The sequence below is a fragment of the Cognatitamlana onchidii genome (assembly GCF_004804355.1).
Lineage (GTDB): Bacteria > Bacteroidota > Bacteroidia > Flavobacteriales > Flavobacteriaceae > Cognatitamlana > Cognatitamlana onchidii.
On the sequence record NZ_SRWZ01000005.1, the window covers coordinates 249,451 to 271,302 of the forward strand.

Consider the following 21,852-nt stretch of genomic DNA (forward strand, 5'->3'; position numbering starts at 1 on the left):
GTTATAAATGCAAGACAATTTTAAAGCTATGAAATCCAATATTGCTCCAATTTTAATCTATTTCTCCCTTTTTATATCTACATGGGTATACGGTCAATTCAATCCTATAGCTACTATTGATCCTAATGATACTTGGCAGTACGAGCAAACTTACAGTGATGAGTTTAACTCGAATACTATTGATTGGTCAAAATGGAGCAAAACAACCAACTTACCCAACGTAAGTGCTTGGAAATGGAATAATGATACTAACGTTACCCCCGGGACATTTGAAGGTGAGAACGCTGTAGAAATAACAATGCGCCATAACGAAAACAATATACCTGTAGATGGTACTTATTTTAATAGTGGCTGTATGCAAAATACTACTCAATTGCCAGCAGAGTTTATCGGGTATGTTGAAGCTCGTATTTACGGTGCTTTTATTTTGTCTAGAGAAGCTACCGTTCTAGATAGAAGACGAGGTGTATGCCCTGCATTTTGGTTATATAGCGATTTTTATGATAATAAACCCATTGGAGAAGCAGTGTATACAGAAATTGACGTTGTAGAACTACAACAATTCGATTATGATGCCTTAGCTCCACCCGGTGAAAGACAGGATGACATACACGACGCAGAATCAAATTTGCATCTGGTACTAAATTCTAGTTCTGGTAGGGAATGGTTTAGACCTAAACAACCTAATGCTAGGGACGAGCAATTAAACAAATATGAATTACCAGGTAGATTTGATCCAGCCCTAGGGTGGCACACATATGCCTGTGAAATTACGCCTACTGAACTTCATTTTTTTGTTGATGGCATCAAAGTTGGGCGAACTTTAAACAATACATATTGGAGCGATAATCCTTTAAAGGTTATTGTTTCTTTAGGGTTAAGAGTTCCATTCGTTACATTTAGTGATAATAGATTCCAACCTTTAGACCCGGTTACGAATGATAGGGCTAGCAAAAATTTAGGTGAAATTCCAACTTCCATGTATTTAGATTATGTGCGTGTATGGTCTAAAAGTACTTTAAGTTTAGACGATAAGTCAAAATCAACTTTTAAAATTTATCCTAACCCGTCAAACGGTTTTATTACTATAAAAGGTAAGGAAAATATGGAACTATCGATTTATAATACTACTGGACAAATGGTTTATAAAACGACGTATTCCCCATCTAATAATCAGATTGATTTGTCTAATCTTAAATCAGGTGTATATATTATTGAAGGTAAAGCAGATAGCTCTATTTTTAGAACTAAATTAATAATAAAGTAGATGTAATCTCCCCCTCTCGTATTAAGATATTATAACTGTCGATCCAGATTAAAAATCACCCGTTATTCCTTACTTTTTATCACGAATATTGAGAGCATCTGGTATACTGTAAACCACCTAGTTTTCAAGTTTTATTATTTCAACAAAATGTGGACCGATTGGTAATCTATCGGTTTTAATATAAGCATGAAAATTCCCTGTAGTTTCTGGAAGTCTAATATTTTCAAAAACTACATGTTTTTGCTCTTTTTTAATTGGCAGAATTAAATGTATGTCATTGTATTTCAAATGTGCGAAACCATCCTCCATCAACTCAGGTAAATCCAATGAAATTTTATAACTCCCACTTTTTGTTGTTACACGCCAATATCCTAATTGGTTATCCTCAACTACACGTGGCCCACCATAATCAAAGCGTGAAATAACCCGAGGACCTCCCCAATCAAAACGCGATAACACAACATGTGGTTGTTTCGCAGTGCCCAAATGAATGCGTTGAATACCTTTTGCATCACGCTCTTCACTAACTTCATCAAACCAAGTCTCATAGCTCTCTAACATATTGTCTACAATATCAGGGTGGTTTTTAGCTATATTTATTCGTTCGCTTGGATCTTTTTCTACATCATATAATTCTAAATTTTTCAATACATTTTGAAGCACAAAATCCGTTGGTTGATGTACAATGCCATGAGGGAAATCGTGAGGGCTTACCAATTTGTATTTTGGTGTCCTTACTGCAAAATGCATGTATTTAAACGGCGTTGGCCCATAATGCATTTGCACGAAGAATTCACGTTCGTCAAGATATTCCGATTCATTTCTTGTCCATAGTGGCCACAACGATTCGCCATCCATTTCTATTTCACTTGAAGCTTCAATATTAACAGCCTCCAATAAGGTTGGTAATACATCTATTATAGCTCCCATTTGGGTTGTTTGGCTTTTAGGTTTAATATGTTCGGGCCATTTTACATAAAATGGTACACGAATACCTGCATCATAAACACTGGTTTTGGTTCCTCTTAAGTTTGCAACCCAGCGCCCAGGGTATGAGTCATTTTTAGTACGTCTATGGCGTGGTCCATTATCAGAAAGAAAAATAACTATGGTATTATTATCGATTCCTAAAGTTTTTAGTATCTCAAGTACCCTACCTACATTGTAATCAATATTATCAATCATCCCATAGGTAAGGGCATTATCCTCATGCAGTCCCAATTTCCTAAAAGGTTCAGCCCGAGATTCTGGAACTTGTAAAGGAAAATGAGGTAGGTTAGTTGCCAAATAAGCAAAAAAAGGTTTGTCCCCTTTTTTACTAATGAAATCAATTGCGGCTTCTGTAAAAATATCATCACAATAGCCATTATACTTTTTAGGAACACCGTTATGCTCCAATATTGGATTAAAATAGGTGTTTCCATCAGGTCCAGCAGCCTGACCAATACCGCCACCTTTATGCACTAAGGCTTCTTGAAATCCTTGATCGATTGGTCGCATTGGCATATTATCACCCAAATGCCATTTCCCAAATATTCCAGTTCTATAACCATTAGTGCTTAAAATTTCAGCAATAGTAACTTCGGAAGCGTTCATAAAATGATCAACCTGAGTTACAGCTGTTACCCCGGTTCTATAGGGATATCTTCCAGTAAGAAGTGCGGCTCGTGATGCCGAACAATTTGGGTATGAAAAAAAATGTGTCATTTCCAGCCCTTGTTCTCCTAATGATTCAATTTTAGGCGTTTTTAAATAGGGATTACCGTGAGCTCCAATGTCCCCATAGCCCTGATCATCGGTCATCATAATAATAATGTTAGGCCTTTCTTGGGAATGCGCATTTACGGCGCTAAAAAAAATCGTAAAAAGTATAGGTAATAAAAGCTTCATTTTATATCAATATATAATTCACCAATTCGTAAAAGAGCCGTCTTTCTTTTTCAAGCGTGGGGTCTCCACCATATTAAATCCTTGGTTAAGGGCTAGATCCTCATTAAATTCTATTCCCAAGCCTGGTGTATCAGGCACCTTATATCGATTGCCCTCCAACTTTGGTTGTAAAGGATAATAATTGATATCGTCCAACCCTGGGTTTTCCACAGGGGTATTCATTTCTTCTAACCAAGTAAAATTTGGACATGCCGCCGCCAAATGAATAGTTGCAGCGGTACAAATAGGCCCAATAGGGTTATGCGGTAACAAATCTATATAATGTGCTTCGGCCATACTTGCTACTTTCATTGACTCGGTAAGGCCACCAACATTGCACACGTCTATTCTTGCAAACTGTGTAATATTCTTTTCTATGTAAGGCATAAATTGCCACTTACTTGCAAATTCCTCACCTATTGCGAAGGGTACGTTTATCATTTTTCGTAACTCCTGATATACCTCTGGAGATTCGTCTCGAATGGGTTCTTCAATAAAATCAAGAGTCCCTATTGGCATCCGTTGTATAAACGAAACGGTCTCAGGAACAGATAATCTATGATGATAATCTATACCTATGGTAACTTTGGTGCCTACTTCCCTTCGTAATGCTACCAACCAATCTGCAATAATTGCTATTGAATCTCTTGGCTCAAACTCTGAAGCATATTTACCCTCCTCATACTCGGCAGGAGCCAACCTAAGCATTCGCCATCCTTCTTTAATCAATACTTTTGCTCTTTCTATTAATTCTTCCTTACTGCTAAACCTTAAGGATGCAAAGCATTCAACATAGTTTCTTTGTTTACCACCTAACAATTCGTAAACAGGAACTTCCAATACTTTTCCCTTAATATCATGCAGCGCAATATCAATCGCTGAAATTGCCGCCGTTAACACCCGTCCACCTTCAAAATATTGTCCCCGGTACAGATCTTGCCAAATAGCCCCTATCTGCATAGGGTTTTTACCAATAATTAAAGGTTTATAATGATTAATAGCCCCAATTACTGCAAACTCCCTTCCTGTAATACCAGAAGCACCCCAACCATAAATCCCTATATCGGTTTCTATCTTTAAATTAAGCTGGCTTCTTCCTGCAATATTTGCTGGAAACACCTTAACATCTGTTATTCTAATTTTCATGCTCCTATGCCATTAAGTTCATCTTTGTTACCTTCCAATTGAATACGTTTTACTTTGCCAACAACCAATAAAAATGACAAAAACCCTATAACGGTAAGTATTCCTATAAAGAATAATGCAGGGCTAAAATCACCTTCTTGTACCAAAACACCGATCACAAATGGTACGACTACCGCTGACAATCCGCCAATAAGATTGAATACACCACCAACAAGTCCAATGATACGTTTAGGAGCAATTAAAGACACAAACACCCAAGTAATAGATGCTAGCCCATTGCCAAAAAAAGCGATGGTTAAAAACAAAATAATTAAAAATGTGCTTTCCGTAAAATTTGCACCTATAATTAAAGTAGACAATAATAGTCCTATTAAAACGGGTGCTTTTCTTGCAAACTCTGGTGTTTTTCCATTTTTGATTAAAAAATCTGAAGAAAAGCCAGCCAACAAAACTCCACAGAATGCTGCCAAAAAGGGGATTGAAGCCAAAAAACCAGACTTTATGAAATCGAATCCCCTATACTCTACAAGGTAAGTAGGAAACCAAGTTAAAAAGAAAATGGACATGGATCCCATACAAAACTGCCCTAAATATATACCCCACAATTTTCTATACTTGAAAGCCTCAAAAAAGTCGCCCCAACTGAATCTCTCTTTATCGTAATGAGTCTTAGCCTCTTTTGAAAAACCACCGCCTTGCTTAATCAATTTTAATTCGGCATCACTAACAGTTTTGTGTTGGTCTGGGTCTCGATAAAAAACATACCAAACAATAGCCCATATAATTCCTATCACACCTGAAATGATAAGTAATCCTCTCCAACCTACTTTGTCTTGAATTAGCGTTAAAGCTGGAAATAAAAAAGCCAAACCGATAAACTGACCAGAAGTATAAATGGCTATAGCAGAAGCACGTTCGGTTTCAGGAAACCATTTGGTAACAATAGCATTATTAGCTGGATAAGAAGGCGCTTCAAAAACCCCAATACTAGCTCTTAACCCCAATAAAACCTTGAACGAGTTTACAAAGCCCTGAAACAGAGTGGCCACCGACCACAGAAACAACATCAATGCATACAAAAACCGTAAACGGACTTTATCCACAATTATGCCCCCAGGAATTTGCAAAACTGCATATGCAATACCGAATACTGAAAAAATTGAGCCCATTTGCACGGTGCTTAGTTCAAGCGATTGGCTTATGGCTGATGCTGCAACTGAAATATTTGTTCGGTCAAGGTAATTTATTACTACCGTACCAAAAATTAGAACTAGTATGTTATAGCGCTTTTTTGTACTATTGATTTCTCTCATACTTTTTAATAGAAACTTTATCAAACACCAAAAGGCCAGGATGTAGATAACCCTGGCCTTTACTAAACTAAAATACTAAAAACAAAATATTATTATTCATAGAAGGCATTCTGTAATAATGCTGGCGCCTTTTCAATTTCAGATTGCGGAATGGGTAAATAGTATTGCTTATCATACCATGGACGTGTTACAACAGTCCATTCCCTAGATGTTAAGCTACCATCTCTTTCCTTTGTCCATAATAAACCTCTAACATCAAACCCTAATCTTTCTGGGTTCATCCAACGTCTTTCATCAAAGAAATTGTGGCCTTCAAAACATAGCTCTAATCTACGCTCATGTTTAATGGCTTCTTTTAATTCTTCGCCACTGGCCGTAACGGCAGGTTTTAAAGCTCTAGCTGTTATTTTATTTAAATATGTTCTTGCTTCAGCATCATTCCCTAATTCGGCCTGTGCCTCGGCATAATTTAAATACATCTCGGCCAAACGGTATAATATATATGGCCGACCAGGTACAGCATCGGTAACTAATGGTGTAGCCTCGTCTTGAAATTTTCTAATATTGTAACCTGTTTTAGACCAATGCAGTGGGTTTCCTTCAGACCCAGCCAAAGTCCCCCTCCTAGAGTCTAAACCATGAGGTATAGTAGGGTGATTACGCGACACAGCATAATCTACAGGACGTCCTCTAAACTCTGCTCCTTGATATAATAAGTTTGCATAGAAGCGCATTTCTCTGTTATCGCTAGGATTATCTGGATCATAGGTAGATGAATCTCCAATGGTAGCTGAGCCATCTGCCATATCAAATTCCAAGGCAAAATTATGTGTAGGAGAAGATAAACCCCACCCTCCATATCCAGGCGGTGTTTGAGTCTGTCCTGGCAATGAATTCACATCTGTTCCAAAATCATATAAGGTCCCAAAAGGTCTTGCAAATATTATATCCTCATTTACAGATAAAAATAAATTTTGGTAATCTGTTGCATTATTAACAGAGATAAGGTCTTTAGAACCATAAAAATCTATCACCTCTTTAGCCGCATCAGCTGCATCTTGCCATTTCGATGCTTTACTATAAGAATATAGTTCAGTGTTTTGCGTCTGCGGCATTAAACCTGGATCATGTAAATCGCTCGCAGCATATAAAAGCACTCTAGACTTAACTGCTAGTGCTGCAATTTTGGTTGCTCTTCCGAATTCTGATGCTGGCCTTGTTTCTGGTAAATCTGCTACAGCCAAATCTAACTCGCTAACGATAAAGTCTACAGCATCCTCATAAGGCGTTCTTGGAATATTGAAATCATCTTCTAAGCCTAAAGCTTTTTCTAAAACTGGCACACCTCCGTATAGCCTTGTTAATTTAAAATATAGATTTGCTCTTAAAAACCGCATTTCAGCCTTTAATACAGCTACAGCATCTGGATCTTTCTCATTAGCTTCGCTATCGTCTATCAAACTAAAAAACTGGTCAATTTCTCGAATATATAAATAAAAATCTTCCCACTTACCATCAAAATCACCTACATTTAAAGGTGTCCAGCCGTTCCCTCTTAAGTTTAAACGATCTAAATCACTAAAGTTAAACTTAGCTTCGTAAGAACCGTTTTCGATGTTGTAGCGTCTACCCCACCAAATTGATTTGTTTATTGCCCACGTTTCTGTACTGCCATAAACGGGATACACCAATCTTTCCACCTGATTTGCATCACTGTATACTAAATCTTCAGAAAATGCATTTAACACTTCTGTATTTAACTCATCTTCACAGCTATATACGGAAAATAACCCCAGAGCTGCAAGAATACAAATTATTCTAAATTTTTTCATAATCTATTTTTTTTAAAAGGTCATATTTAATCCAAACGTAAACATCGTTAATGACGGATATGTTGCATTTCTGAAATTGTTGTAGCCAGTAGCTTCAGGGTCTAAACCAAGATCATAAACATCTGAAAATAGGGTCAATAAATTCAAACCTCTAGCAAATATCTTCATATCCGCAAAACGGGTTATGTCTCGAGGAATAGTGTACCCTAATTCAACCTCTTTTAGTCTTAAGAACGAAGCATCGTGTAACCAAGTATCTGCACCTTGGAAATTATCTGGATTAGAATTTTGATTACCGCTAAAGGTATCATTCAAACCAAAAGCTCTAGGATACCTTGAATTGCGGTTATCCGGAGTCCAACGTTGGTCAAAAACATAAGATGGTTTGGATCCTTGTTGATCAAAAAACACTAGAACCTGTGCTTCTGCCTGACCAACCCATAAGAAACTGAAATTCCATTCTTTATAGTTTAATCCTCCACTAAATCCGTATTGAATTTCAGGTATATTGGATGTGCTGGTTCTTACGCGATCTCCAGCACCTATAACGCCATTGTCATCTGTATCTAAATAGTGTATCTCCCCTTCAACCGTATTTTCTAATTTAACATCGGTCGCATCAACCGTTGCTTGATCTGGGAAAACACCAGCAGTAGGATAGACAACATAAGATCTAACTGGTTTTCCGACCCTAGACATACTAGGAGTTACATTTGCAGGTTCAGGAAGCCCTACTACTTCGCTTTTGGCTTGTGTAAAGTTAAACCCTAAATTATATCTAAAATTGTTATTTATCTGCTCTGCCCAACCTAAGGAAAGTTCAAAACCGTAGCTATCTACAACACCCACATTTTCATCAGGGAATATAATACCAGTAAAAGCCGCAACCTCATTTCCTCTGTCTTCCAAAATATCTTCTCTTCTCTGACTAAAGTAATTGATATCTCCTGTGAACTTGCTATCAAATAAAGAAAAACTAAGCCCTATGTTTTTCATAAAAGCTTTTTCCCATGTTATATTAGGGTTTGGGGTTACAGAACTACTATATCCCGCGAAATATGCTCCAACTTCACCAAAGTGATAATAGTTGGGGCGCACATTTTGTCCTGGTACGGTTGGGTCGCTATTATAATTATAGCGTGTTAAAAATTGAAATGGTGGAATTCGATCATTACCCATTTTCGAGTAACTACCTCTTAAATTTAGGGAACTTAACCAACTTACATCTTCCAAAAAGGATTCTTTTCCAATGGCCCAAGTACCGCCAATGCTGTAGAAATTATCAAATTGTTTCCCCGGCGGAAAATTACTACTTCCGTCACGCCTTAATGTAAGTTCTAAAATATACTTTTTGTTATAGTCGTAAACTACATTTCCAAAGTAACTTATCAAAGCATTTTCCGCAGCACCTCCTGCGGTTACAATATCCTCTCCATCCGCTGCAAATAAGTATGGTCTTGAAGGTGAAGGAAGACTATTTCTTTGTACTTCAAAAAATTCGCTTTCACCAGTTGTAAGCTCATATCCTATTAAACCATTTATAGAGTGATTTCCAAAAGTACGATTATATCGAAACGTCGCATTGAATAATTCTTGATTAAATTTATTGAAGTTTTCATTTAGAATCCTATCTTTCCCTCTTTGAGAAAAACCAATGTTCTCATCATATTCTCCAGTAGTTTCGTTAAACCTATACCAAGTCCATGGAGTGTAGAAGTTTTTAATATTACCAGAGCCTCTTCTTAAACCAACAAAACCATTAAAGCTTAAGCCCTCTGTAATAGCATCCAGTTTCCAGTCAAGCGCAAGACGCCCTCTCAAATTAGTATAATTATTCTCTACAAAACCAGACTGATTACTGGACATAATAACAGGATTGGCTCCATTTTCCCCACCAAATGCAGGCAAACCGTTAGGATAAACACCTATCTCATTAGGAAAGTTAGTATAAATATGCTTATAAATGAAGCCAGCATCTACTCCAGGCTGATTTTGCTGAGAAAATCGTCCAGATAAATCTACACTCACCTTGATATCATTATTAAGTTTAACATCAATATTCGATCTTACCTGAGTTTGATTAAAATTTAAATCCCCAGAATCAAATACACCTTCCCTACTCATAAAGTCACCACTAACAAAATATCCAACATTTTCCGTAGCTCCAGAAATTGACAAAGAATTTCTGGTTTCCGGTACTGTATTAGCAAAGGTTAAATCTGCCCAGTCTGTATTAGGATAATTGAGCGGATCTTCCCCGCTTCTATATTTTTCAATATCTTCTTCTGTAAATGGAAGAGGTGCAGATATTCTCTCTGCAATTTCGTTTTCATAAGTAGCCCATTCTGCCGAAGTCATTAAATCCGGTGTTACTGAAAATGAGGACAAACTATAGGAAGTCGATAATTGAAGTTTAGGTCTGCCAGACTTACCCCTTTTCGTAGTAACAATAATAACCCCGTTAGCTGCTCGTGTACCATAAATAGCAGCTGCTCCATCTTTTAGTATACTTAATGATTCAATATCTTGAGGGGCCAATTGATTAAACACCGCAGTACCGGATTGTATTCCGTCTATCAATATTAAAGGATTGTTATTATTTAATGTAGATTGACCGCGAATAAGAATATCAACGTTGTTACTACCAGGATAACCACCGCGGTCATTGATAATAACACCTGAAGCTCTACCAGCTAAAGATTTAGCCACCTCTGTATTTGAGGTGTTTTCTATTTCCTTAGCACTTACTGTACTTACCGAACCTGTTAATTCCCCCCTTTTTCTTGTTGAGTACCCAACAACTACGACCTCATCAAGTCCAGCAACATCTTGTTCCAACAAGACATTAATTGTTTTTTGAGCACCAACAGGTATTTCCTGAGTCTTGTAACCCACATATGAGAATACCAATACAGGATTAGACCCACTAACAGAAATAGCGTAGTTTCCATCAAAATCTGTTTGCGTTCCTGTTGTAGTTCCTTTTACAACAATATTAACCCCTGGCAAGGGCCCATCGACATCTGAGACCACCCCAGATATTTCAATGGCTTGAATTTCATCTGGAACTTCTATTTTTTCACTTTCTACATGATTTTCAGCATCTAATGTTAATTCGTTTGGACTGAAACCAAAGGCACTAATTGCCAATAAATAGAAAACACCTAAAACAAATTTTAGTTTTTTCATAAGATAATTTAGATTAGTTAAAATGTATTAATTTCAAAATTCATCAACTATCTGTTCTCGCCCATAGCAATAATGAAAACTACAGATTGATGTTAGTGAATTCTAAGTCAAAATAAACACTTAATCTATGTTTTGAATGGCAGGAAATTACCCTTATACTAACATATTTTAACCACTTAATCTTAAACGGCTTGTCGGTATTGGTTAGGAGTTCTTCCCATGATTTTCTTGAACTGTTTGTTAAAATTAGTAATGGAATTATACCCAACTAAAAAACAAATATCATTAATAGGGAAGTCTTCTTGAATTAGAATCCTTGAAGCATTTCTAATTCTTATTTCATTCAAAAATTCGCTAAAAGACTTATTGGTTTTTTTCTTAAAAAACCTACAAAAGGAATTTGGTGTCATACAGGCAATATCAGATATGTTCTCGAGTGATATATCCTTTGCGTAATTATCGGAAATGTGCCTAATCACACGGTCAATTCTTTTAGCTCCTTTTGGTGTATATTGTCTCATATCTGATGAAGACAAAAGTTGTTTGTCATTTACCATGGATAACTTATGCAAAATATCCAATAAACTAATATATTGCTGGGTATTGTTTAATGTGGGGAAAGAAAGAAGCTCATCCTTTAAGGCTATAGAAACACTTTTCCCAAAGCTCATACCATACTTAGAATCTGATAACATCCTTTTTATGGCTGCAAATTGAGGTGCCTCAAATGTATTATCCCCAATAAAATCTTGGTAGAACTTAACTACTACTGTCTTAATTGTTTTTTTACTATCTGCACTGTAATATGAGACATCATTTCTCCATAAATGGGGTAAATTTGAACCAACTAAGACTAAGTCACCAGGTTCAAAATGAGATACATTATCACCCACGAAGCGTATACCGCTGCTTCTTGAAATGTATAACAACTCATATTCTGGGTGGTAGTGCCATGCTGTGTCGAGACATGGTTCTTCTTTTAAAAAGGCATTTAGTCTAGAACTTGTAAAACCGTCGGTATTCTTTAAAACCAATTTCATGCTCAAATATAGCTTATTTATTCTTAAAATTCACAATTTTAACTAAGTGTAAACTAAAAAAACGCATTTAAGAGGTTTTTTTTGATTAAGAAGAGTATTAATCTAATCGAAAGGTGGCTTCAAAATTGGGCATTTCATCTGCTCTCCACTGCTCCCCTTCTTTTTCAATATGAAACCAACGCGGCTCCACATGTGTTTCGCTCCATTGACTACCCCTTTTAATAAGATCGGCCAGTATATCAGGGTTTTGGGAGCTTAAATCTCTATTTTCTTCAATGTCTTTCTCAATATCGTATAACTTCCATTTTTGTTGATAAACCTTAAGAGCCTTCCATTTATCCTGTCGGATAGCAACATCCGAAAAACCTTTTCTATGGCGCATTATAAATAGCGGCTCTTCTCGTATCGGGTTTTCATTTTTCAAAAAAGGTTTCCAAATATCCTTCCCATCCAATTGCTTTTCAACTGGAATTTTGGCATTTGCAAGCCCGGCAAATGTCGGGTAATAATCCAGGGAAGAAATTGGGTAATCATATGCCCTGCCAGAAGGAACAACATTTGGCCAATGCATAAATGTGGGAACTCTAAAGCCTCCTTCGTAGGCACTTCCCTTTCCTTCCTTAAGCGGATAGTTCGAGGCTCCCGCTGCTAGTTTCCCCCCATTATCACTTGAGAAAATGATCAAAGTATTATCAAACTGGTTTGTTTCTTTAAGTTTTTCTACTATCCGTTTCACACCTCTATCCACGGCATACACCATAGCAGCATAAGTTCTTCGCTTAATATCGTGAATATGTGAAAACAATTTTAAATCTTCCTCTTTAGCCTCTAAAGGTGTATGTGGTGCGTTATAGGATAAATACAAAAAGAAAGGCTTGTCCTTTTTATTGGACGCTTCCGAAATAAAACGTACGGCCTCTCTGGACAAACCATCAGTTACATATTCAATCTCGTCCACTTCTTTCCCGTTATGTTCCAAGGGCCGAAGGTACTCCCAAATAAAATTTTTACCGTTTGCTTTTTCACGCAGATAAGTCGGCTTGAACTGCTCAGGAAAATAGTTGTGCCCCCCACCCAAAAACCCGTAAAAATCATCATACCCTCTTTGATTGGGGTGAAACTGTTTTTGATGTCCCAAATGCCACTTCCCAACAATACCTGTGTAGTAACCCGATTGTTGTAATAACTTACTTATAAAAGTTTCGCTGACATCAATACCTTTGGACTCGTCTCCCTCAGTTGGTAAATTAAATTGTGAGCCAAATTTGTGTGCATATCTACCCGTCATCAAACTAGCTCTACTTGGGCCACAAAATGGATGCGCCATATAAGCACTTGTACAAATGGTTCCATTATTGGCCAACATATCCAAATTAGGCGTTGTGATATCTTTTGAGCCATTAAAGCCAACATCAGCATACCCTAAATCATCACATAAAATGAATAATATATTTGGTCTTGAGCCAGTATCCCAATCTTTTTCAGACGAAACCAAGGCTAAATTCTTTTTACTTTTCTCAGAGGTTTTGCACCCAAAAAACCCAACGACTCCCAAGCTTAGAATAAAAATTATTTTACGTGAAAATCTCATACATCATGTTATTTAAAGGTGAATTTAATTAAGATTCTTTATTTCCTCGTACTTACATTTAAAAAATGGAACAATTTCTTTATTAGGATTTCCAACCGACTTCAAAAAGCAAGAATAAAACATCTTGCTAGCCTCTATATTAATTCCTTTCATTTCTTCGGAAGTTGTTTCTCCAGCGTTCATTTTTTTATATGGATAACCAAATGCGTCAAGCATTCCAATCCTATTATTTCAAAAATCTTCTTGCTCAGGCCTGTTAAATTATACTCTTTGTCTACTTCCTCTACAAAATAATTATTCTGTTTTTGGCACCACTTATCATGTCCATATATCACCAGCACAAAAACTAGAATGAACAATACAAAAAACCCTTTTTTGATTGTTCTTGCTTTCTAAATCAATTAGCTTTTTTTTTGCCAAACTCTAACGTATTCAATCTCGAAGTCTAACACTCCATCTTCCTTTTTGTCCTCGGGGCTTTTAGCCTCCAATTCTTCTTTAGACTCTGGAATATCGTGCCATGGAAATGCTTCTTGGTCAAGCCACAGGGCAATTGGTTTATTGGACACGTAGCCGTTGTAGTCCAAGGGCAAATCAATATTAACTCGGTTAACTTTAGCCCAAGCAGTAACCTCTTCTGCAGTAACCTCCGAAAATAATTTACCGTCTACGTAGTACTTCATGCCTTTTTCATTCCATTCAATCCCGTAAATGTGAAAATCATCGGCTACCCTGAATCCCAGATCTTTTCTCTCAGTATAAGTTGGCTTTCCTGTAACCGGTTTATCCCAATCCCTGATGGACCACCATAACTGACTATCTAAATGTTTTTTATTAGGATTGCCCGTACCTCCAAAAAGCTCAAAGAAATCAATCTCTAATCGTTCGCCCATAGCCCAAAATGCACTAGATATTGGTCCATCGGCCGCTTTACTTTTAATTTCTATATAGCCATATTTAAACTCATTTCTTCCAATAAAGCAAGCAGTAGTTATATTTTCGTAAGGCATGGCTTCGCCGAAAACTGGCTTTCTAATCTCTGGGTTAAATGGAAAATCTGGCTCCCACCTCGTCTCTAAAATTAGTTTCCCATCTTCCAAACGATAGTTTCTTCCTGAAAACTGTGAAGGCGCGCGTCCTTTCCACACTTCTTTATTGGGCTTATCGGGATGTATATAAAATGGTTTTCCGTCCTTGAATTTTCCAACGATGTACCATTTGTTTTCATCGATTTCATCGGCATCAAACTCATCACTAACCGAATTGTTTAGCTCCCAATTTCCGGTATTACTAGGATCGCTATGAGGTAAAACCAATTTAGAATTGTTTTTTGTTTTTGAATACCCACAACTAATTATTTGGACCGCTAGAAAAATGATAAGCGCTAAAAATCTAATGGTTTTCATACTTTTAAAGAAATACTACTCACTATGTCTTAGATTAAAGCAGTAGACACCCTCTTCTTAACCAAATAATCCTCTAAAGCCAAATGTGAACAATCATGCCCTATACCACTATTTTTAAAGCCTCCATGAGGTAAGTATATCGCATATTTTACACCGTTGATTTGAACTTCCCCAAATTCCAATTCCTCTGTAAATCGCTCAATTCTTTTGTGATCGTTAGTGAATATATATGATGCTAATCCAAACTCAGTATCATTAGCTAACTCTAAAACTTCATCGTCAGTTTCAAAAGACATTACTCCTGCCACCGGCCCAAAAGTCTCTTGATTAAATACGGTCATATCCATATTTACACCTGATAAAATTGTTGGCTCCATCCAATTACCTCCTTTTGGTAAATCCTTCGGGATTTTTCCTCCTAATTCCAACTTTGCACCTTTACTTACCGCATCATCTATAATATCAAACATACGATCTCTTCCTCCTCTTGAAGCTAAAGGACCCATAAATACGTCGGCATTTTCTTTTAGTCCGAAACCAATTTTAATTTTCGACGCTCTTTTTATATATTCCGCTAAAAACTTGTCGTAAATGCTCGCATGCACAAAAATTCTGTTTGCCGCAACACATATTTGCCCAGAATTTCCAAATTTCAAACCAATTGCCAAATTCAATGCAACATCTAAATCTGCGTCTTCAAATACAATGAATGGTGCATTGCCTCCTAACTCCATTCCTAATTTTTTAATGGATGTGGTACTATCTGCAATTACTTTTTGTCCTGTTTGGGTTGACCCAATCATTGTTATCACAGCTGGAATTTTACTAGTAGTCATAGTAGTTGCCACTTCACTACTCGGACCTGCTAAGATATTAACTACTCCCGCGGGAAAATTTATATCGTGCAATATTTCGCCAACCAAATAAGAAGATAAAGGCGATATTCCTGAAGGTTTAATAATTAAGGAACATCCTGATGCTAAGGCCGGACCTATTTTATAACCTACGTTAAGTAATGGGAAATTCCAAGCTAAATAGGCTACAGCGACACCTGCAGGTTGAGAAATCATTTTATGCGTATGGGTATTGTCATGATCTGGAATTTGCTCCTCCCGTAAATTTTGCATAGCACTTGGGTACCACTCCAAAGCCTCAGTTAGTCTGTCTATGTCTTCTTGAGAACCAGCATATGTTTTTCCCATTTCATGAACCATAGCCGTTCTTAGAATTTCTTCTTTCTCTAAAATAGCATCACGCAATTTAAGCATCCATTTAGTTCTTTCTGCTAAAGAAAGTTTTGACCAATATTTAAATCCACGTTGTGCAGATTCTAAGGCTTTTTTGGCATCAGCAGCTCCAGCTCGTGCAACTTGAGCAATCACCTCCCCTGTTGCGGGACAGACAACATCATCTTTCTCTCCCCTTACGGCGTCAATCAATTTACCATCTATATATAGCTTCTTATAGCCGTATTTTTCAACTTTCATTATCAATTTATATCGTGATTTTTTGTTATTCTGTTTAAAAGCCATTCAAGGCTATTTTACTTTATATATTTTTTGAAGCACTTCTATATCAACTTCCTTAACCCTAGAAGCATACTTATGGAGTACCTTTTCATTTATATCAATGCCCAAACCAGGTCTTTTAGGCACCTCTATCATACCATTTTTCATCTCTATAGATGGAAAACATAATTTATCTCTTAAACCATTTTCGGTTTGGTCATATTCCATTAAAAAATCGGGTTGATACATACGCCCTGGAACAGATTCTATATTTGAAATAAAATGCAAAGCTACATGCAATCCAATGGCTGTTCCCCAAGTGTGGGGTATAATATCTACACCATTTGCACTTGCCAAAGCTCCAATTCGTTTAGCCTCGGTAAGCCCACCACTTGCACAAATATCGGGCTGTATAATATCTACTGATTTACTTTCAATCAACTGTTTGAAACCAAATCTGAGGTATTCGCATTCTCCACCAGAGATTGGTATAGTTGTTTTTTGTCTTAACTCACTATATTGATCGTAAAATTCAGGTGATAAAGGCTCTTCAAACCAACTAATATCATATTTCTCAATTTTTCTCGCTAATTCAGTAGCCTCTCTTAATGTGTAGGCATGATTAGAATCCACCATCAATTGGATATCCGGGCCAATAATTTCACGCATGAACTTTACATTATTCACATCCTCCTTGATGCCAAGTCCAACCTTCATTTTCATCGCTTTAAACCCTTGAGAAATATACAGTTCGGCCTCTTCCTTAAACGTTTTAGCAGGATTCTTATGATCTGTAAAATAAAGACCTGTTGCATACGGTCTAATTCTGTCACGATGTGCACCACCTAGTAATGTAGAGACAGGCAAACCCAAAAGCTTCCCTTTCAAGTCCCAAATAGCTATATCAATCGCGCTCATGGAAGCCACTAAAATCCCTCTTCTTGCAAAGTCTAGAGTCTTGCGATACATTTTGTTCCAAATCACCTCATTTTCCAAGGCATTTTGACCAATAACAAAAGGTTCCAAAAGTTTAATACCAGCCTCTAAAACCGATGCTGGCCCATAGCCCTCTCCCCATCCATAAGTACCATCCTTAGCAGTTACTTTTACAATACAAATACATCTTTCCGAATACTCCCATTGGGAAAAGAAAAAGCTTTTCGACAACTTATCCTTTAAGACGAATGTTTCAATTTTTGTTATAACCACAATTGTACTAATTTTTATAATTAAAATTCACTCAGTATTTCTATACTTTTTTTAAGACTCAATTTAATAGACTTCTAAATTAGGACTTAATAATTCTATAATTATTTATTAAATTACCCTCGAAGTAACCAATTTTACCTCATTTATAAATTCTCTTGTTACTGTAAGCAGATTGTAAGTTAAGTATCTTATTTAAAATCAACAGTATAAAAGGCCCTATAGTCTCCTGCATATGTTTATTTAAAGTGTATTTTCAACAATTTCATAACCCATTTCCAAATTCATTTGGAATAACTGTAGATATTACTTGAATAAAAAAACAACTAACACAAACTCCCTGGGAATCACTAAATTTTTTAAGTTAGAAATTAATTGAATTCATTACTTTTATTATTTTCAGTTTTTACCTAACAACTCTTCCTGAACCAGAACCACCCATTAATGCCTCTACTTCAGCACGGGTTGAAAAGTTAAAATCACCTTTTATAGAGTGCTTTAAACAAGACGCGGCTACGGCGTACTTCACGGCTATTTGAGGTTCAGATAATTCTTTTGTTGTTAAAGCGAATATAAGGCCTCCGGCAAAGGAATCGCCACCACCAACTCTATCAACGATGTTCTTTATTTGGTAAGACTGATAATTCCCATCTACGTTCAAAGGGGCGAAAAACGGCTTATCCGATTTCCCATCAAAAAGCATGGCACCCCAGTTATTGTGTGATGCCGAATAACTTTCTCGTAAAGTAATTGCAACTTTATTTACATTAGGAAATTGGCTAATCACTTTACGGGCAACATCTGGATAGCGCGACGTATCCAATTTTCCGGCATGGACATCAGTATCACCTGCTTTTATTCCTAAAACATCATGACAATCCTCTTCATTTCCGATAACTACATCAACGAACGGTAAAATTTTCCGCATGGTTTCCTGCGCCAATTCGCGAGCCGATTTGCTCTCGTCCCAATTCCAGAGTTTTCCTCTAAAATTCAAATCAATAGAAACAGAAGCCCCTGCTTCCTTTGCTTCTTTTGCAGCATGCAAAGTTGCCTGGGCAGCATTTTTTGAAAGCGCTGGTGTAATACCGCTTAAGTGTAACCAACTAGCACCTTGAAAAATATCTTTCCAGTTATACGCATTTGCCGGTGTTATTGCAATGGCCGAATCTGCACGGTCGTAAATCACGTTGCTTGGACGCTGGTTGGCACCGGTTTCCAGAAAGTACATACCTAATCGCCCCTTGTCTGTTCTCAGCACATATTGGGTGTCGACACCAACAGCTCTTACCGCATCCATAGCGGCTTCGGCCAAAGCGTGTTTAGGTAATGCGGTTACGTATCTAGCTTTACCTCCAAAATTACATATTGAAGCAGCAACACTTCCTTCTGCACCAGCATAAGTCATATCAAATTGTCTAGTTTGTCTTAATCTTAAGTTATCTGGAGCAGCGATACGCCCCATAATTTCACCAAATGTTACTACAGTATTCATTTTTACAAATTATTTTGTTCTTATGTTAGATATCAAATTTCTTATTTCTTGTGCGTTCTGAGTAATTTGCTCCCAGTTTTCATCATGTATCAGCGAGCTTTTTGCTATCCAAGAGCCTCCAATCGCTGTAACTAAAGACGACTCTAGATAGGTTCTTGCATTATTAATATTCAATCCTCCTAAAGGAATAAATTTAAGTCCTAGATATTGGTAAGGGGCTACCATATTCCTTAAGTTCTCCATACCTCCAGAAGTTTCAGCTGGGAAATACTTAAGTATTCTACAACCTTCTTCAAGAGCTATTTCAATATCTGTTGGTGTCATAATTCCGGGTGCAAATGGTAAACCCCGCTTAACAGCCTCAACTATTACTTTGGGATTACAACCAGGAGCAACTGCAAAATCAGCCCCTAAATCCACCACAGTTTTTACTTGTTCAGTAGTAAGTACAGTCCCAAAACCTAAAGTAATTTCAGGGACTTCCTTTTTAATCAATTTAGCTGCATCAAGTGCTACAGGGGTACGCAAGGTCAACTCAATTGCGTCAACCCCTCCTTTTAATAAAGCCTTTGCCAAAGGAACGGCATGCTTCAGTTCATCAATGACCAAAACTGCAATTACACCTGAAGCGTCAATTTTTGTAATCATTTCAGGAGTCATTGACTTTTGAGCTATAGGTTGCATCTTCTATTTTTAATAAAGTTTTACATAGACTTTTAAGCGAAAACATGGTGTTGTATCTTAAAAGCATTCTACAAAACAAGACAAAAAACAAAGGCAAGAATTCATAAAACTTACCCAGTACTTAGCTAAATTTACCTTATGGATAAAAAACAGTGCTAGGAAACCCTAAATATCAATGGATAAATAAGCAGCGGGATAGGCTTTCAACAAATTCCCTTTAACAAATAAAAGCTAAAAATTACATCTAAATTCTTTTGGGCAACCCTATGATTTGCTTAAGTGGCTAGTTGAAATTAGGAATGCATTTATATCCCACACCGTGGCATATTTCTGAAATGGGCTAATCTTCCTGAATTAAAAATCGTGAAGCTTTTCTAAGCCGGATTTCATTTAGAAAGTGTGTTAATGATTTATTGGTCTTTTTTTCTAAGAATCGACAGATCGAATCGGTTGTCCTAAAGGCTGCATCTCCAACATCTCAATAAGAAACATCGCTTCCATAAAGTTCTAGAGTTTGCTGAACGCTTTAGAACGGACTTAGATTATAAAGAGTATCTATGAGCAAATCAAGTGGAAAGAAGGCTATATAAGCAGTAAAAGTGATATTACCGGCCATCAACTCCACAAAAAAACCTGATGCCAAAAGAAGATTAATACTAGTTGTATTGTTTAGGAAATCGAATTTTACAATCTGCATAGCCATTAGGTTTTCATGTTTTGTAAAAAAACATTCGCATCAAAAGACATTTAAACCCTCAAAATAACTCATAATTTAAAAAAAAAGCGAGACGCTATTTAGGCTCAAGTTTAGACAAATTGTAATAACTAAATGAAAGTTACCATTTAAGATCTGTGTACGTAGAACTTTTAAATTTTCCCATAAACTACTCTAAAATACAGGATTCAGTTCCTCGAGAATAACCAAACCCTCCAGAAAAAGCATTCATTAATTGGGTGCTTATTTAATGCTCTATTTGTCAACAATTAGAATTAACCAAAATACTAAAAAACAAAAAACACTGATAATCATATAATTATCAGTGTTTTGGTTTTACCTAATTATAGGGTTGTCGGGATGACAGGATTTGAACCTGCGACCACACGGCCCCCAGCCGTGTACGCTAACCGGACTGCGCCACATCCCGTTGAAATAAAACATCAAAGAAAGCATATTTCAATAAAAATCAAAACATAAATGCTGCTTTCTTAAAAAACCGAGATAATGTATCTCGGTTTATATTCTAATCTGCATTAATTTATTCTATGCTGAAACCTCTATATTGGCTTCTTTTGCCGCTAAATAGCGTTCAGCATCTAAGGCAGCCATACATCCAGTACCTGCAGCTGTTACCGCTTGTCTATAAACATGGTCTGCAGCATCACCAGATACAAAGACGCCTTCTATATTAGTTTTTGACGTTCCAGGCACATTGATAATATACCCTGTTTCATCTAAACTTAAATACTCTTTAAAAATATCTGTATTGGGTTTATGACCAATAGCCACAAAGAAACCTGTAGCAGGAATATCGTGCTTCTCATTAGTTTGATTATTAAAGACACGTACACCAGTAACTACTTGACCATCTCCCAAGACTTCTTCGGTTTCTGTATTAAAAAGTATTTCAATATTTTCTGTATTCTTAACGCGCGCCGCCATAATTTTAGAAGCTCTAAATTCATCTCTGCGAACTAGCATGGTTACTTTAGTGCACAACTTTGAAAGGTAATGCGCCTCTTCACAAGCAGAGTCTCCAGCTCCTACAATAACTACCTCTTGATTTCTGTAAAAGAAACCATCACAAACTGCACAGGCCGAAACCCCACCTCCTAGCTTTAAATATTTCTGTTCTGAATCTAAACCTAAATATTTTGCAGAAGCTCCAGTTGATATAATAACAGTGTCACAATGAATTTCCTTAGTTTCATTAACCCACACCTTATGCACATCTCCTGAAAAGTCAACCTTTGTAACCCAGCCATTACGAACATCTGTTTCAAATCGTTCAGCTTGCTTTTGAAGCTCTATCATCATTTCTGGGCCAGTAACTCCTTCTGGATACCCTGGAAAATTCTCCACTTCATTTGTGGTTGTTAATTGCCCTCCAGGTTGCGTTCCTTGGTATAAAACAGGATTCATGTTAGCTCTTGCCGCATAAATAGCAGCAGTATAGCCAGCAGGTCCAGAGCCTATAATTAAGCATTTTACTTTTTCTATTGTATCAGACATTATCTTTATTTTTTAT

At 36.9% G+C, this 21,852-nt stretch carries 15 protein-coding genes and 1 tRNA gene; 1 reads left to right on the forward strand and 15 read right to left on the reverse strand.

All coding sequences use genetic code 11. From position 1 onward, the window contains the following. Nucleotides 1-28: 28 nt before the first annotated feature. Nucleotides 29-1,267: a T9SS type A sorting domain-containing protein gene (locus tag E5D58_RS11450; protein ID WP_168796678.1), complete on the forward strand. Its 1,239-nt coding sequence runs from the start codon at nt 29-31 to the stop codon at nt 1,265-1,267. Nucleotides 1,268-1,384: 117 nt separating this feature from the next. Here the strand turns inward: E5D58_RS11450 and E5D58_RS11455 are convergent, their stop codons facing one another. The 15 genes from E5D58_RS11455 to trxB form a co-directional block, all read right to left on the reverse strand. Next, nucleotides 1,385-3,157 (reverse strand): arylsulfatase, encoded by a 1,773-nt coding sequence (locus tag E5D58_RS11455; RefSeq protein WP_136482000.1) that lies wholly within the window; start codon nt 3,155-3,157, stop codon nt 1,385-1,387. 18 nt (nt 3,158-3,175) lie between these two features. Beyond that, nucleotides 3,176-4,342 carry a mandelate racemase/muconate lactonizing enzyme family protein gene (locus tag E5D58_RS11460; RefSeq protein WP_136482001.1) on the reverse strand — a complete coding sequence of 389 codons (1,167 nt, stop codon included), beginning with the start codon at nt 4,340-4,342 and terminating at the stop codon, nt 3,176-3,178. Next, entirely contained in the window at nt 4,339-5,655 is a 1,317-nt protein-coding gene (locus E5D58_RS11465; RefSeq protein WP_136482002.1) for an MFS transporter, read from the reverse strand. The genes E5D58_RS11460 and E5D58_RS11465 overlap by 4 nt, the downstream gene beginning before the upstream one ends. 92 nt (nt 5,656-5,747) lie before the next feature. Further along, nucleotides 5,748-7,487: a RagB/SusD family nutrient uptake outer membrane protein gene (locus tag E5D58_RS11470; protein ID WP_136482003.1), complete on the reverse strand. Its 1,740-nt coding sequence runs from the start codon at nt 7,485-7,487 to the stop codon at nt 5,748-5,750. A 12-nt stretch (nt 7,488-7,499) separates the two neighbouring features. Continuing rightward, the gene (locus E5D58_RS11475; RefSeq protein ID WP_136482004.1) at nt 7,500-10,676 is read right to left on the reverse strand and encodes a SusC/RagA family TonB-linked outer membrane protein; all 3,177 of its coding nucleotides are present in this window, start codon (nt 10,674-10,676) and stop codon (nt 7,500-7,502) included. 182 nt (nt 10,677-10,858) lie between these two features. After that, complete coding sequence (locus tag E5D58_RS11480) at nt 10,859-11,716, reverse strand: AraC family transcriptional regulator (protein ID WP_136482005.1); 858 nt, start codon at nt 11,714-11,716, stop codon at nt 10,859-10,861. A gap of 97 nt (nt 11,717-11,813) precedes the next feature. Continuing rightward, entirely contained in the window at nt 11,814-13,307 is a 1,494-nt protein-coding gene (locus E5D58_RS11485; RefSeq protein WP_136482006.1) for a sulfatase-like hydrolase/transferase, read from the reverse strand. A 24-nt stretch (nt 13,308-13,331) separates the two neighbouring features. Next, complete coding sequence (locus E5D58_RS11490) at nt 13,332-13,523, reverse strand: hypothetical protein (protein WP_136482007.1); 192 nt, start codon at nt 13,521-13,523, stop codon at nt 13,332-13,334. Between the two features lie 185 nt (nt 13,524-13,708). Then, complete coding sequence (locus tag E5D58_RS11495) at nt 13,709-14,713, reverse strand: family 16 glycosylhydrolase (RefSeq protein WP_136482008.1); 1,005 nt, start codon at nt 14,711-14,713, stop codon at nt 13,709-13,711. 29 nt (nt 14,714-14,742) lie between these two features. Then, on the reverse strand, nt 14,743-16,200 hold the full coding sequence (locus tag E5D58_RS11500; RefSeq protein ID WP_136482009.1) for an NAD-dependent succinate-semialdehyde dehydrogenase: 1,458 nt from the start codon (nt 16,198-16,200) through the stop codon (nt 14,743-14,745). A gap of 51 nt (nt 16,201-16,251) precedes the next feature. Next, a complete protein-coding gene (locus E5D58_RS11505) occupies nt 16,252-17,430 on the reverse strand; it encodes a mandelate racemase/muconate lactonizing enzyme family protein (protein ID WP_136482010.1) in 1,179 nt (392 codons plus the stop codon). 403 nt (nt 17,431-17,833) lie between these two features. After that, nucleotides 17,834-18,922: a sugar kinase gene (locus E5D58_RS11510; RefSeq protein ID WP_136482011.1), complete on the reverse strand. Its 1,089-nt coding sequence runs from the start codon at nt 18,920-18,922 to the stop codon at nt 17,834-17,836. A 9-nt stretch (nt 18,923-18,931) separates the two neighbouring features. Further along, nucleotides 18,932-19,606 carry a bifunctional 4-hydroxy-2-oxoglutarate aldolase/2-dehydro-3-deoxy-phosphogluconate aldolase gene (locus E5D58_RS11515; RefSeq protein WP_205660319.1) on the reverse strand — a complete coding sequence of 225 codons (675 nt, stop codon included), beginning with the start codon at nt 19,604-19,606 and terminating at the stop codon, nt 18,932-18,934. Between the two features lie 1,070 nt (nt 19,607-20,676). Further along, a tRNA-Pro gene (locus E5D58_RS11520) sits at nt 20,677-20,751 on the reverse strand. Nucleotides 20,752-20,867: 116 nt separating this feature from the next. After that, nucleotides 20,868-21,836: a thioredoxin-disulfide reductase gene (gene trxB, locus E5D58_RS11525; protein WP_136482012.1), complete on the reverse strand. Its 969-nt coding sequence runs from the start codon at nt 21,834-21,836 to the stop codon at nt 20,868-20,870. Between the last annotated feature and the right edge of the window lie 16 nt (nt 21,837-21,852).